This is a genomic window from Alistipes sp. UBA6068 (assembly GCF_949428155.1).
GTDB lineage: Bacteria > Bacteroidota > Bacteroidia > Bacteroidales > Rikenellaceae > Alistipes > Alistipes muris.
Genome location: NZ_CASQFS010000002.1, coordinates 26,950 through 40,480 on the forward strand (window position 1 = coordinate 26,950; position 13,531 = coordinate 40,480).

Annotated in this window: 10 protein-coding genes and 1 tRNA gene; 7 read left to right on the forward strand and 4 right to left on the reverse strand. The window is 60.5% G+C overall.

The features are described from left to right. Positions 1-19: 19 nt before the first annotated feature. Positions 20-91 (reverse strand) — tRNA-Thr (locus QVG21_RS01585). A 112-nt stretch (positions 92-203) separates the two neighbouring features. Between QVG21_RS01585 and QVG21_RS01590 the strand changes: the two genes are divergently transcribed. Both QVG21_RS01590 and QVG21_RS01595 read left to right on the forward strand, forming a co-directional pair. Next, positions 204-1,154 carry an NAD-dependent epimerase/dehydratase family protein gene (locus QVG21_RS01590; RefSeq protein WP_251214024.1) on the forward strand — a complete coding sequence of 317 codons (951 nt, stop codon included), beginning with the start codon at positions 204-206 and terminating at the stop codon, positions 1,152-1,154. Positions 1,155-1,199: 45 nt separating this feature from the next. After that, entirely contained in the window at positions 1,200-2,150 is a 951-nt protein-coding gene (locus QVG21_RS01595) for an alpha/beta hydrolase (RefSeq protein WP_287921471.1), read from the forward strand. A 100-nt stretch (positions 2,151-2,250) separates the two neighbouring features. On the opposite strand, the gene QVG21_RS01600 is transcribed toward QVG21_RS01595, so the two are convergent. After that, positions 2,251-3,135 (reverse strand): hypothetical protein, encoded by an 885-nt coding sequence (locus QVG21_RS01600; protein ID WP_287921474.1) that lies wholly within the window; start codon positions 3,133-3,135, stop codon positions 2,251-2,253. Between the two features lie 62 nt (positions 3,136-3,197). Between QVG21_RS01600 and QVG21_RS01605 the strand changes: the two genes are divergently transcribed. Beyond that, complete coding sequence (locus QVG21_RS01605) at positions 3,198-4,127, forward strand: glycosyltransferase family 2 protein (protein ID WP_287921477.1); 930 nt, start codon at positions 3,198-3,200, stop codon at positions 4,125-4,127. Positions 4,128-4,164: 37 nt separating this feature from the next. Here the strand turns inward: QVG21_RS01605 and clpB are convergent, their stop codons facing one another. Continuing rightward, positions 4,165-6,762: an ATP-dependent chaperone ClpB gene (clpB, locus tag QVG21_RS01610; protein WP_287921479.1), complete on the reverse strand. Its 2,598-nt coding sequence runs from the start codon at positions 6,760-6,762 to the stop codon at positions 4,165-4,167. 256 nt (positions 6,763-7,018) lie between these two features. Here clpB and dnaX point away from each other — a divergent pair, with 256 nt between their 5' ends. Genes dnaX through folB form a run of 3 tightly spaced genes read left to right on the forward strand, consistent with a single transcriptional unit; the run spans position 7,019 to position 10,573 of the window. After that, complete coding sequence (gene dnaX / locus QVG21_RS01615) at positions 7,019-8,911, forward strand: DNA polymerase III subunit gamma/tau (RefSeq protein ID WP_287921481.1); 1,893 nt, start codon at positions 7,019-7,021, stop codon at positions 8,909-8,911. Between the two features lie 13 nt (positions 8,912-8,924). Next, a complete protein-coding gene (tyrS, locus tag QVG21_RS01620) occupies positions 8,925-10,220 on the forward strand; it encodes a tyrosine--tRNA ligase (protein WP_287921483.1) in 1,296 nt (431 codons plus the stop codon). Next, on the forward strand, positions 10,220-10,573 hold the full coding sequence (gene folB, locus QVG21_RS01625) for a dihydroneopterin aldolase (RefSeq protein ID WP_251214017.1): 354 nt from the start codon (positions 10,220-10,222) through the stop codon (positions 10,571-10,573). Before tyrS ends, folB begins: the two co-directional genes overlap by 1 nt. 73 nt (positions 10,574-10,646) lie before the next feature. On the opposite strand, the gene QVG21_RS01630 is transcribed toward folB, so the two are convergent. Next, positions 10,647-11,639 carry a class II fructose-bisphosphate aldolase gene (locus QVG21_RS01630; RefSeq protein ID WP_251214016.1) on the reverse strand — a complete coding sequence of 331 codons (993 nt, stop codon included), beginning with the start codon at positions 11,637-11,639 and terminating at the stop codon, positions 10,647-10,649. 246 nt (positions 11,640-11,885) lie between these two features. On the opposite strand from QVG21_RS01630, the gene QVG21_RS01635 reads away from it, so the two are divergent. Next, a complete protein-coding gene (locus QVG21_RS01635) occupies positions 11,886-13,499 on the forward strand; it encodes a fumarate hydratase (RefSeq protein WP_287921487.1) in 1,614 nt (537 codons plus the stop codon). The last annotated feature ends 32 nt before the right edge of the window (positions 13,500-13,531 follow it).

The window sequence follows — 13,531 nt, forward strand, 5'->3', positions numbered from 1 at the left end:
TGGCGGCCTCCCGATTGCGAGCTGTCTATGAGACTTGAACTCACGACCTCTTCCTTACCAAGGAAGTGCTCTACCACTGAGCTAAGACAGCATTCCCTCCTTAAGAGTGGTGCAAAAGTACACAAGAAAAATGAAAAGACAAAAAAATTATACGATTTTCGCGAAAAATTTCTACCTTTACTTGCAGTTAACAACTTAAATCAATGAAAAAAATCCTGATAGTAGGCGCGGGCGGTCAGATCGGTTCCGAACTGACATGCTATCTGCGCAAGATTTACGGCGACACGAACGTGGTCGCGACCGACATGCGCGATTGCCGCGAGCTGGGCGAGGCAGGGCCTTTCGAGGTGCTCAACGCTCTCGATGCCACGGCCATGGCGTCGGTCGTGGCACGCTATCATATCGACACCATTTTCAACCTCGTGGCCCTCTTGTCGGCCGTCGGCGAGCGCAATCCCCAGATGGCCTGGAGCGTCAACATGGGTGCGCTGAACAATTCGCTCGAAGTGGCGCGGCAGCACCATTGCGCCCTCTTCACCCCCTCGTCCATCGGTGCGTTCGGCCCCTCGTCGCCCAAGGACGGTACGCCGCAGGACACCATCATGCAGCCCACGACCATCTACGGCATCTGCAAGTACACGGGCGAAATGCTGGGCAACTATTATCACCACAAATACGGTGTCGACACCCGTTCGGTGCGGTTCCCCGGCATCATTTCCAACGTCACGCTGCCCGGCGGCGGCACGACCGACTACGCGGTGGAAATCTACTACGAAGCCGTCAAGTCGGGGCGCTTCACCTGCCCGATTCCGGCCGACGTCTACATGGACATGATTTACATGCCCGATGCGCTGCGTGCGTGCGTCGAGCTGATGGAGACCGACCCTGCGAAGCTCATCCACCGCAACAGCTTCAACCTCGCGTCGATGAGTTTCACGCCCGAAATCATCTGTGCCGAAATCAAGAAGCGCATGCCGTCGTTCACGATGGACTACGACGTCGACCCCGTCAAGAAAGCCATTGCCGAGAGCTGGCCCAATTCGCTCGACGACACCTGTGCCCGCGAGGAGTGGGGCTGGAAACCCGAATGGGACCTCTCGCGCATGACCGATGACATGCTGGAGCACATCCGGCAGAAATTCGCCGTTCGATAGCGGCGCGGTTCTTGCCTGCGAGCTGGAAACCCGATTCCGAACCGTATGAAAAAAACTTTGCGCTGGACGGCCGTGGCTGCGGCCGTCGCGGTGGGTGTCGTCGCCGGCGGCAGCCTCTACCTGCTGGCCTATTCGCTCACGCCCCGCAAGACCATGCGCGCCCGCAACGCTGCGGCCCGCGAGGTCATGACTGCCGAATATCCTTTCCTGGAGCCTTGGCTGGACAGCCTCGAAACCACGGGCGCCCTGCGCGACACCACGATCGTCGGTGCCGAGGGCGAGCGGCTGCACGCCATCTATGCTTTTGCGCCCAAGCCGACCGACCGCACGGCCGTTATCGTGCATGGGTATACCGACAACGCGGTCCGCATGCTGATGATCGGCTATCTGTACAACCGCGACCTGGGTTACAACATCCTGCTGCCCGACCTCTATTTCCACGGGCAGAGCGAGGGCCGGGCCATCCGCATGGGGTGGAAGGACCGGCTGGACGTGCTGCGGTGGATGGAGATCGCCAACGGGATTTTCGGCGGTCGTACGCAGATGGTCGTACACGGCATTTCGATGGGCGCCGCCACCACGATGATGGTTTCGGGCGAGCAGCAGCAGCCTTATGTGAAGTGTTTCGTCGAGGACTGCGGCTATACCAGCGTCCGCGACCAGTTCGCCAAGGAACTCCGGGAGCAGTTCCATCTGCCCGCCTTTCCGTTGTTGCCCGTCGCCAGCTGGCTGTGCGATTTGCGTTACGGATGGAACTTCTGCGAGGCTTCGGCCTTGGAGCAGGTGCGCAAAAGCACCCTGCCGATGCTCTTCATCCACGGCGATGCCGACGATTTTGTGCCGACGGAGATGGTCTATCCGCTCTACGAGGCCAAGCAGCAGGGCGACAAGGAATTGTGGGTCGTTCCCGGCGCCGCGCACGCGCTTTCCTACCGCGATAACCGCGAGGAGTATACCCGGCGGGTGGAGGATTTCGTCGGCAAGTATATCGAGTAACCGTTTCTTCCGGTTGCAGCTGCGGCCTGCGGGGCGAGCGATTGCGAGCCTCCGCGCCGGGAGGCTCGCAATCGCACAGTTCGGAGAACTGCCTGTTTTTTCAGAATGTTTCCCGTTCGTAGGCGTCGATCATCGAGCCGCGGGTGCGGTTGACGATTCGCGCGCCGAGCGAGCGGGCATAGTCGCGCAGCACTTCGTGGCCGCGGAAAAGTTCGGCCACCTCGGCCAGGTAGACCGCCATCGTGTAGGGTCGGCGGGGCACTTTCTGGTACATGGGCCGCGGGTCGGCGGATTCTCCGCCGTCGTAATAGTGGCGGTCGGCCCGGCACAGCTGGTTGGCGTCGTCGACGCACAACCCCTCCAACAGCGTGTGGTCCACGCCGTAGAGTTCGATTCGCTTGTATCCCAACAACAACGCAATGTATTCGCCCACCTGCACCACGGTGCCGAAGTTGGCGCTGCCCAGGCCGTGGCGGTAGAGCCAGAATTCTAGTTTGCGGAATCCGCGGTACATCAGCGTGTGGAACGGCACGATGCGGATGTTCGGGTTGGGCAGGGCGGCGCGGTAGTCGAACCGCTCGGGATTGTAATATTGTACGTAGAGGTTCATGGGCCATGCGACCCGTTCGTTCATCGCGCGGTAGAGTGTTTCGACCCGTTGGCGTTCGGCCGTGTCGCGGAAGAACATCGGGTCGGAGAGTACGTAGTAGGCTGGGCGCAGTTCGGTGAAACGTTCGTCCTGCGCGAAGAAGTTGACAGCCAGAAAATCGCGGTCCCCCCCCCGCATATCTTCCAGCAGGCGCGGCAGTTCGTCGGCCAGCGCCGGACCGTTGCCCAGAATCGCCATCGTCGGCGCCGGCGCGCCCGCCGTGCCTGCCCGGCCGACGTAGTTGCGGAAATTCTCCTTCACAGCCATCGCCAGAAAGTAGAATCCGGTTTCGTAGAGATTGCGCAGAAAGCGGTCGAGTTTTTCGAAGGGAGTCATCAGCAAGGGTTTTATTTGCAAAAGTAGCAAAAGATGGGTATCTTCGCAAGAAAAGCCCGGTTATGAAGAGTCCTGCGATTTCGGTGGTTGTGCCGCTGTTCAACAAGCGCGATGAGGTGGGCGCCACGCTCCGCTCCGTGCTGGCGCAGACGCTGCCGCCCGTGGAGATCGTCGTCGTGGACGACGGTTCGACCGACGGGAGTGCCGAAGTCGTGCGGGCCATCGGTTCGCCGCTGGTGCGGCTCCTCGTGCAGTCCAACGCCGGGGTCTGCGTCGCCCGCAACCGGGCCGTGGCCGAAGCGCGGGGCGAATACATCGCCTTTCTCGATGCCGACGACTGCTGGGAACCGGGTTATCTGGCCGAAATCGCTGCGCTGATTGCGGAGTTTCCCGGCTGCGGCATCTATTCCACCGCTTTCTGGGTCCTCGACGGCAGAGGGCGTTTCCCAGTTCCTTGTCCCGACCGCCGGGGCGTCGTCGACAACTTCTTTCGCGACTCGGCCCACCGCTACATCTCCATTCCTTCGGCCAGCGTCGTACCGCGCCGCGTCTTCGACGAGGTCGGCGGCTTCCCGCCCGGTATGAAAATCGGCGAAGACCTCTATTTGTGGGTCAAGATTGCGCGCCGCCTGCCGGTCTGCTTCTCGCCGGCGCGGCTGGTCTGCTACTCCAAGACGGCCGCCAACCGTTCGGCCGCCATCTATACCCCCGAAGCGTGCGACTGCTCGTTCGAGGCGCTTTACGACCCGGCTGCACCCATCGAGGAACGCGAGTTCATTGCCCGTGCCGCTTTGGGCAAGGCTTTGGTGCTGAGCGCCAAGGGCGGCACCGAGGAGGCCGCCCGCGCCGTCCGCACCTTCTCGTTTACCCGCACTTATCGCCGTACGCTCCGCAAGGTGCGCGTGCTCAATGCGCTGCCCGTCGCTTGGCGCACGCCCGTGCTCAACTTCTACAACCGGCTGGCGTGGCTGCTGGCCAAAAAAGGATTATGAAAGAGGAAAGGTCTGCGATCGCAGACCTTTCCTCTTTTCAGTTCTCGAACGTCAGCGCGTCGTTCGCAGCGTCGATGCGGATGGGTTTCGAGCGGTCGACCTCGCCCGCCAGAATCCGTTTGGAAAGGTCGTTGACCACGTAGCGCTGGATGGTCCGTTTGACGGGCCGCGCTCCGTAGAGCGGGTCGAATCCCGCCGTCGCAATCCAGTCGCGGGCCGCTTCGGTGTATTCCAGCACGATGCCGTTTTCGGAGAGCATCCGGCGGACGATGCCGAGCTGGATTTCGACGATGCGTTCGATGTCGCGCCGGGTCAGCGGCTCGAACATGACGATTTCGTCGATGCGGTTCAGGAACTCGGGCTTGAGGTGCTGCTTGAGCAGGTCGACCACTTCGTCGCGGGTCTCTTCGACCAGTTCCGGGTCGAGTTTCTTGCCGTCGGCCGCCGCCGCGAAACGCTCCTGGATGATTTGCGCCCCCATGTTCGAGGTCATGATGACGATGGTGTTGCGGAAGTCCACCGTGCGGCCCTTGTTGTCGGTCAGACGGCCGTCGTCGAGCACCTGAAGCAGGATGTTGAAGACGTCGGGATGGGCCTTTTCGATTTCGTCCAGGAGCACCACCGAATAGGGCTTGCGCCGTACGGCTTCGGTCAGCTGGCCGCCCTCGTCGTAGCCCACGTATCCCGGAGGGGCTCCGACCAGCCGCGAAACGCTGTGGCGTTCCTGGTATTCGCTCATGTCGATGCGCGTAAGCATCTGGTCGTCGTTGAAGAGGAATTCGGCCAGTGCCTTAGCCAGTTCGGTCTTGCCTACGCCCGTCGTGCCGAGGAAGATGAATGAGCCTATGGGTTTGCGGGGGTCGTTGAGCCCGGCCCGCGAGCGGCGCACGGCATCCGAAATCGCCGCGATGGCCTGTTCCTGCCCGACGACCCGTTTGTGCAGTTCGTCTTCCATGTGCAGGAGTTTTTCGCGTTCGGAGGCAAGCATCCGCGTCACGGGAATCCCCGTCCAGCGCGAAACCACCTCGGCGACGTCCTCGGCGTCGACTTCTTCCTTGATCATCGAGCCATTGGCGGCTGTGAACTTGTATTCCTCCTCGAAGGCTTCGATTTCCTTTTCGGCCTGCTGGATTTTGCCGTAGCGGATTTCGGCCACCCGGCCGTAGTCGCCCTCGCGTTCGGCCTGCCGGGCTTCGACGTTGAGCCGTTCGATTCGGTCCTTGTTGTCCTGAATCTTGCGCAGCAGGTCGCGCTGGCCCTGCCACTTGGCACGCATCGCCGCATGGCGCGATTTGAGTTCCTCGATTTCCTGGGTCAGCTGCCCGACGCGTTCTTCGTCCTTTTCGCGGCGGATCGCTTCTCGTTCGATTTCGAGCTGGCGCACCCGGCGGTCGAGCGTGTCGATTTCTTCGGGCACGGAGTTCATCTCCAGCCGCAGGCGCGAGGCCGCTTCGTCCACCAGGTCGATGGCCTTGTCGGGCAGGAAGCGCGAGGTGATGTAGCGCGTCGAGAGGTCGACGGCCGCCACGATGGCTTCGTCCTTGATGCGCACCTGGTGGTGGTTCTCGTAGCGTTCCTTGAGCCCGCGCAGAATCGAAATGGCGTCTTCGCGCGCGGGTTCGTCGACCATGACTTTCTGGAAGCGGCGTTCGAGGGCCTTGTCCTGCTCGAAGTATTTCTGGAATTCGTCGAGCGTCGTGGCACCGATGGTCCGCAGTTCGCCGCGCGCGAGGGCCGGTTTAAGGATGTTGGCGGCGTCCATCGCCCCCGACGACTTGCCCGCTCCGACCAGCGTGTGGATTTCGTCGATGAAGAGCAGGATTTCGCCCTCGCTCTGCACCACTTCCTGCACCACGGCCTTGAGCCGTTCCTCGAATTCGCCCTGATATTTGGCTCCGGCAATCAGCGCTCCCATGTCGAGCGAGTAGATGACCTTGTTCTTCAGATTCTCCGGTACGTCGCCGTCGATGATGCGGCGGGCGATTCCCTCGGCGATGGCCGTCTTGCCTACGCCCGCTTCGCCCACAAGAATCGGGTTGTTCTTCGTGCGGCGCGAGAGGATTTGCAGTACCCGGCGGATTTCCTCGTCGCGGCCGATTACAGGGTCGAGTTTGCCCGCCCGGGCCTGTTCGTTGAGGTTGACGGCGTATTTGCCCAGCGCATCGAACTGCTGTTCGGAGGTCGGCGAATCGACCGTCGCCCCCTTGCGGAAGGTGCGGATGGCTTCGATGAGTTCCTTTTCCGTGGCGCCGCTGCGTTTCAGCAGGTCCGCCGCCGCGCTGCGTTCGGCCACCAGGCCCAGCAGCAGGTGTTCGACCGACGCATATTTGTCGCCGAAATTCTTGGTGAAGTCGACGGCTTTCTGAATGATGCGCGTGGCGTCCTGCGAGAAGAACTGCTCGCTGCCGCCCTCTACGCGGGGCAGAGCTTCGACGGCGCGGTTGGCTTCTTCGCGCAGTCCGCGCACATTGACGCCCACGCGGCCCAGCAGGAACGCCGCGAGCGAATCGTCCTCGCGGACGAGGACCGACAGCAGATGGAGCGGTTCGACGGCTTGCTGTCCCCGCTCCCGCGCCAGCGAAAGCGCTGCTTGCAGCGCCTCCTGCGCTTTGATGGTCAGTGTGTTGATATTCATGGTTTGCAGGTTTTGTGTCGTTGTTCGCAGGGATTGTTCCGCAAAAGACCTGCCACTCCGCGGGTTCCGGTCATTGTGTCAGTTTCCGACACGCCCCGGCCGACAATCCGGCAGGCAGGACTGCCAACTTGCGGCATCCGGCGGACATAATAGCAGGTCGATGCGGTCGGACCGAATCCCGTCCGCGGTCCTGCGAATGATATTTTTAATTCTTAATTTTTAATTCTTAATTTTTAATTCTTAATTTTGCGCTATTATGAGCGAATTCATCGTCAGCGCACGCAAATACCGTCCCGCGACCTTTTCGTCGGTCGTCGGGCAGAAGCATATCACCTCCACCCTCAAGAACGCCATCGAGCGCGGCCAGCTGGCCCACGCCTATCTGTTCTGCGGTCCCCGCGGCGTAGGCAAGACCACCTGCGCGCGCATCTTCGCCAAGGCCATCAACTGCCTCTCGCCCGACGGAGCCGAGGCATGCAACGAGTGCGAATCGTGCCGTTCGTTCAACGAGGGACGCTCGCTCAACATCCACGAGCTCGACGCCGCATCGAACAACTCCGTCGAGGACATCCGCACCCTCATCGAGCAGGTTCGCATCATCCCGCAGGTGGGGCGTTATTCGGTCTTCATCATCGACGAGGTCCACATGCTCTCGGCCGCGGCGTTCAATGCGTTCCTCAAGACGTTGGAGGAGCCGCCCGCCCATGCGATTTTCATCCTGGCGACCACCGAGAAGCACAAGATCATCCCGACCATTCTGTCGCGGTGCCAGATTTACGATTTCAACCGCATCCGTGTCGAGGATTCGGTCGAATACCTTAAATATATTGCTTCCGCAGAGGGTATCACGGCCGACGAGGAGTCGTTGAACCTCATCGCGCAGAAAGCCGACGGCGGTATGCGCGACGCGTTGTCGATGTTCGACAAGGCCGTGTCGTTCTGCGGCACGACGCTCGATTACCGCCATGTGGCCCAGACGCTCAACGTGCTGGACTACGACACTTATTTCGGCGTCACCGATATGTTGCTCGCGGGCGATTACGTCCGGGCGCTCGTCGCTTTCGACGAGGTGCTCGCGCAGGGCTTCTCGGGCCAGACCTTCATGGCCGGGCTCAACCGCCACATGCGCGACTTGCTCATGGCCAAGCGGCCCGAAACGCTGCGGCTCATCGAGATGACCGGAACGCTGCTCGAACGATACCGGACGCAGGCGGGCGCCTGCGAAGTCGGGTTCCTGTTCGGGGCCATCGCCTGTCTGACGGAGCTCGACGGCAAGATACGGCAGTCTTCCAACCAACGACTGCTCGTGGAGCTGGGCCTGATGAAGATTGCAGGGCTCGGCCAAAAAAAAAATGATACCCTGACCTCCGTCGAGGAGTATCCGCTTCCCGAATTGCAGCCCCGTGCTGGGGCATCGGCTGTTCCGGTTGTTGCTCCCGCTGTTCCGGCTCCGGCCGCTGCGGCATCAGTTCCGGTAGAACAATCCGTTGTGACGCCTGCCGCCGCCGTTCCGGCGCCTGCTCCGGTTGAACAATCCGTTGCCGAGCCGGTTCCTGCACCCGTTGCAACGGAAATTCCGGCACCGCAACCCGTTCCTGCCGACCCGGCCCCTGCTCCGAAGACCGAATCTGCGCCGGAACCACAGCCGGCCGCAACTTCGGTTTTGCAGCCCCGTTCTCCGCGCAAGCCGCTGATTTCGGGTGCTTCGCTGGCCGACCTGCTGGCTTCGCCGGAGGGTGCCGCCGAACCGGACGGGGAGCGTCCGGCCGAAAAGGCAGGCAACCCCGATGTGGACCTCCGGAGCACCGAGAAGTTGGAAAAGGCCCGCGAGCGGATTCTCAACCTTATCAAGTCCCGGCGTCCGCGTTTCGTTCCGGCTTTCGAGCGGATGCAGTTCCGCGAAAACGTCATTGCGGTGAGCGTGCCGACGGAGGAGCTGCGCGAGGAAATCCTGCGCAACAAGACCGCGATGCTTATCCGCATCGCCGAGCTGGCGGGTATCGGGGGCGTTATAGACCTGGATGTGACGGTCAACGAAGCCATCCGCGCCGCACGGCCCATCAAGCCGGAGGACAAGGTGAAGTTCCTCACCGAGAAGAATCCGCTGGTGGCCGAACTCCGCAAGGCGCTGGATTTGGAAATGGAATAAAATGAAAAGAGATATGAAAAAGAATTTTATCGAAGAACTCGAATGGCGCGGGATGATCCACACCATCATGCCCGGAGCCAAGGAACAGCTCGAAAAAGAGATGACCACGGCCTATCTGGGCATCGACCCCACGGCCGATTCGCTGCATATCGGCCACCTGGTCGGCGTGATGATTCTCAAGCACTTCCAGTTGTGCGGCCATCGTCCGCTGGCCCTCGTCGGGGGCGCTACGGGCATGATCGGCGACCCCTCGGGCAAGTCGCAGGAGCGCAACCTGCTCGACGAGAAGACGCTGCGTCACAACCAGGAGGCCATCAAGCGCCAGCTGGCCAAACTGCTCGATTTCGAGTCCGACGCTCCCAACGCCGCCGTCATGGTCAACAACTACGACTGGATGAAGGAGTTTTCGTTCCTCGATTTCATCCGCGACATCGGCAAGTGCATTACGGTCAATTATATGATGGCCAAGGATTCGGTCAAGAAGCGTTTCAACGGCGAGGGCGACGGCATGTCGTTCACCGAATTCACCTACCAGCTCGTGCAGGGCTACGACTTTCTGCACCTCTACCAGGCCATGAACTGCAAAATCCAGCTCGGCGGCGCCGACCAGTGGGGCAACATCACTACGGGCACCGAGCTCATCCGCCGCAAGCTGGGTCCCGAAGCCGAGGTGTTCGCCATCACCTGCCCCTTGATTACCAAGGCCGACGGCACCAAGTTCGGTAAGACCGAGAGCGGCAACGTGTGGCTCGACCCGCGCTATACGTCGCCTTACAAGTTCTATCAGTTCTGGCTCAACGTCAGCGATGAGGACGCCAAGCGCTATATCCGGATTTTCACCCTCCTGGACCGCGAAACCATCGAAACGCTTATCGCCGAGCATGATGCCGCGCCCCATCTGCGGGCGTTGCAGAAGCGGCTGGCGCAGGAGATTACCACGATGATTCATTCTAAGGAGGAGTACGAAAAGGCGGTCGAAGCGTCGGCCATTCTTTTCGGCGGCGCTACTTCCGAAGCGTTGCACAAACTCGATGAAACGACCCTGTTGCAGGTCTTCGAGGGTGTGCCGCAGTTCCGCATCGCCCGGGCCGGGTTAGATTTGCCGTTCGTCGACCTTGCCGCCGAGAAGACGCAGGTATTCCCCTCCAAGGGCGAGTGCCGCAAGATGGTGCAGGGCGGCGGCGTGGCGCTCAACAAGGAGAAAGTCGCCGATCCGATGCGTCCGGTCGGTGAATCGGACCTCATTGCCGGGAAATACCTGCTCGTGCAGAAAGGCAAGAAGAACTATTATCTTATCATCGTCGAATAATGGAGTACCGCATTACGCTCGAACGCATGGAGTTCCATGCGCTGCACGGCTGCTACGAGCTGGAGCGCAAGGTCGGCAACCGTTTCACGGTCGATTTGACTATTACGGCCGAGCTGGGCGACGTCGCGGCGGAGGATTGTGTCGAAAAGGCGGTCAACTATCTGACCGTCTACGAGGTGGTCCGCGAGCAGATGCGCGTCACGCAGCGCACCATCGAGCGGGTGGCGATGAATATCCTGGATGCGGTCCGGGCGGCTTTTCCGCAGATTCGCCATGTCGTCTGCACCGTCTCCAAGCTGGCCCCTCCGTTGGGCGGCAAGCTCGACCGCGTGAGCGTGACGCTGGAGAAATAGCTAACGCATATTTTAAGAAAAGGGGCTGTCTGCTTAGCGCAGACAGCCCCTTTTCTTGAAAGACTTCTCTCGATTAAGCCTTGCCGGCCGAACCGAGGACGCTTTCGCACTTGTGCATGTAGAGTTTCTTCAGTTCGTCGCGGGCCGGACCCAGGTACTTGCGGGGGTCGAACTCGGCGGGCTGCTCCACGAATACGGTGCGCACGGCAGCGGTCATGGCCAGACGGCCGTCGCTGTCGATGTTGATTTTGCAGACTGCGCTCTTCGCAGCTTCGCGCAGCTGTTCTTCGGGGATGCCGACCGCATCTTTCAGTGCACCGCCGTGCGTGTTGATGATCTTCACATATTCCTGCGGTACCGACGACGAGCCGTGCAGTACGATGGGGAAGCCCGGGATGCGCTTTTCGATTTCCTTCAGAATGTCGAAGCGCAGGGGGGGCGGCACCAGGATGCCCTCGGCGTTGCGCGTGCACTGCTCGGGCTTGAACTTGTTGGCGCCGTGCGAGGTGCCGATCGAGATGGCCAGCGAATCCACGCCCGTCTTCTTCACGAAGTCTTCCACGTCGGCGGGGTCGGTGTAGTGCGAGTGCTCGGAAGCCACTTCATCTTCGACGCCGGCCAGCACGCCCAGCTCGCCTTCGACCGTTACGTCGTGCTGATGAGCGTAGTCTACGACTTTCTTCGTCAGCGCCACGTTTTCGTCATAGGGCAGTGCCGAACCGTCGATCATCACCGACGAGAAACCCATGTCGATGCAGTCCTTGCACAGCTCGAACGAGTTGCCGTGGTCGAGGTGCAGTACGATGGGAATGTTCTTGCCCAGTTCCTTGGCGTACTCCACAGCGCCCTGTGCCATGTAGCGCAGCAGTGTCTGGTTGGCGTACTTGCGCGCGCCTGCCGACACCTGCAGGATGACGGGCGACGAGGTCTCGACGCATGCCTGGATGATGGCCTGCATCTGCTCCATGTTGTTGAAGTTGAAGGCCGGAATGGCGTAGCCGCCCTTGATGGCCTTGGCGAACATGTCGCGGGTGTTCACCAGACCCAGTTCCTTGTAAGATACCATAATCATTTATTGTTTAGCAGTGAATCGTTCCTGTTCGTCGAGCCTTTCCCCGGCCCGGTATGGCTTGGGCAAGAAAAAGATTCGTACTCAAAAATCGCACAAATTTAATTAAATAATCTTAAGAACGTTTCTTTTCGGGCGCTTTTTGTGAAAAAAATAACAGAGTGCCGGATTTGTTGTGCAATCCGGATAGTTTTTTGTACTTTTGCATGGTTCGAGCGCTAACACGAAACAATATAATAGACTATGGCTGAATTCATCTATCAGGAGCCGTTCCCCGTCGGGGAGGACAAGACGCAGTACCGTCTGCTGACCAAAGATTACGTTAAGGTCGTCGAGTGCGACGGCCGTAAAATCCTCAAGGTCGACCCCGCCGGGTTGGAGCTGCTTTCCAAGGCTGCTTACAGCGACGTGTCGTTCTACCTGCGCGCCGCCCACTTGCAGAAGCTGCGCGACATCCTCGACGATCCCGAGGCTACCGACAACGACAAGTTCGTGGCTTACACCATGTTGCTCAACCAGTGCGTCTCGGCCGAGGGAGAGCTGCCCACGTGCCAGGATACCGGTACGGCCATCTGCATCGGCCACAAGGGCGAGGACGTCTTCACCGGGGCCGACGACGCCGAGTGCATCGCCCGCGGGGTTTACGAGACTTACAAGGAGCGTAATCTGCGTTATTCGCAGGTCGTGCCTTTCACCATGACCGACGAGAAGAATTCCGGTACCAACCTGCCTGCGCAGATCGACATCTACGGTGGCAAGCCCGGTATGGAGTACGAGTTTCTCTTCATCACCAAGGGCGGCGGTTCGGCCAACAAGACATTCCTTTACCAGCAGACCAAGGCCCTGCTGAACGAGCAGTCGCTCACCAAGTTCATCACCGAACACATCAAGGACCTCGGCACCTCGGCCTGCCCGCCGTATCACCTGGCCCTTTGCATCGGCGGTACCTCGGCCGAAATGTGCCTCTCGACCGTCAAGAAAGCGTCGGCGGGTTACCTCGACGAGCTGCCCACTTCGGGCAACGAGGGCGGGCGTTGCTTCCGCGACCTCGAATGGGAGGAGAAGGTGCTCAAAATTTGCCAGCAGTCGGGCGTCGGCGCCCAGTTCGGCGGCAAGTACCTCGTGCACGACGTGCGGGTCATCCGCGCTCCGCGCCATGCCGCTTCGTGCCCCGTCGCCATCGGCGTAAGCTGTTCGGCCGACCGCAACATCAAGGCCAAGATTACCCCCGAGGGTATCTTCATCGAGGAGCTGGAGAAGAATCCGGCACGGTTCCTGCCCAAGGAGGCTCCGGCCATGTCGCCCGCCGTGGACATCGACCTCGACGAGGGGATGGACAAGGTGCGCGCCATCCTGACTAAGTACCCCATCAAGACGCGCCTGAACCTCAAGGGTACGCTGATCGTCGCCCGCGACATCGCTCATGCCCGCATCAAGCAGATGCTCGACGAGGGCAAGCCCATGCCGGAGTATTTCAAGAAGCATCCGGTCTACTACGCCGGTCCGGCCAAGACGCCCAGCGGCATGGCTTCGGGTTCGTTCGGCCCCACCACGGCCGGGCGTATGGACCCCTATGTCGACCTCTTCCAGAAGCACGGCGGGTCGTTGGTGATGGTCGCCAAGGGCAACCGTTCGCAGGAGGTCACCGATGCCTGCAAGGCCAACGGCGGTTTCTACCTCGGTTCTATCGGCGGTCCCGCGGCTATTCTGGCCAAGAATTCCATCAAGTCGGTCGAGGTGGTCGACTTCCCCGAGTTGGGCATGGAGGCCGTGCGCAAGATTTACGTCGAGGACTTCCCCGCCTTCATCATCGTCGATGACAAGGGCAACGATTTCTTCGCCGACTTCAAGCATTGAGATAATAACCGCGTGGAAATCACGTTGTAAGT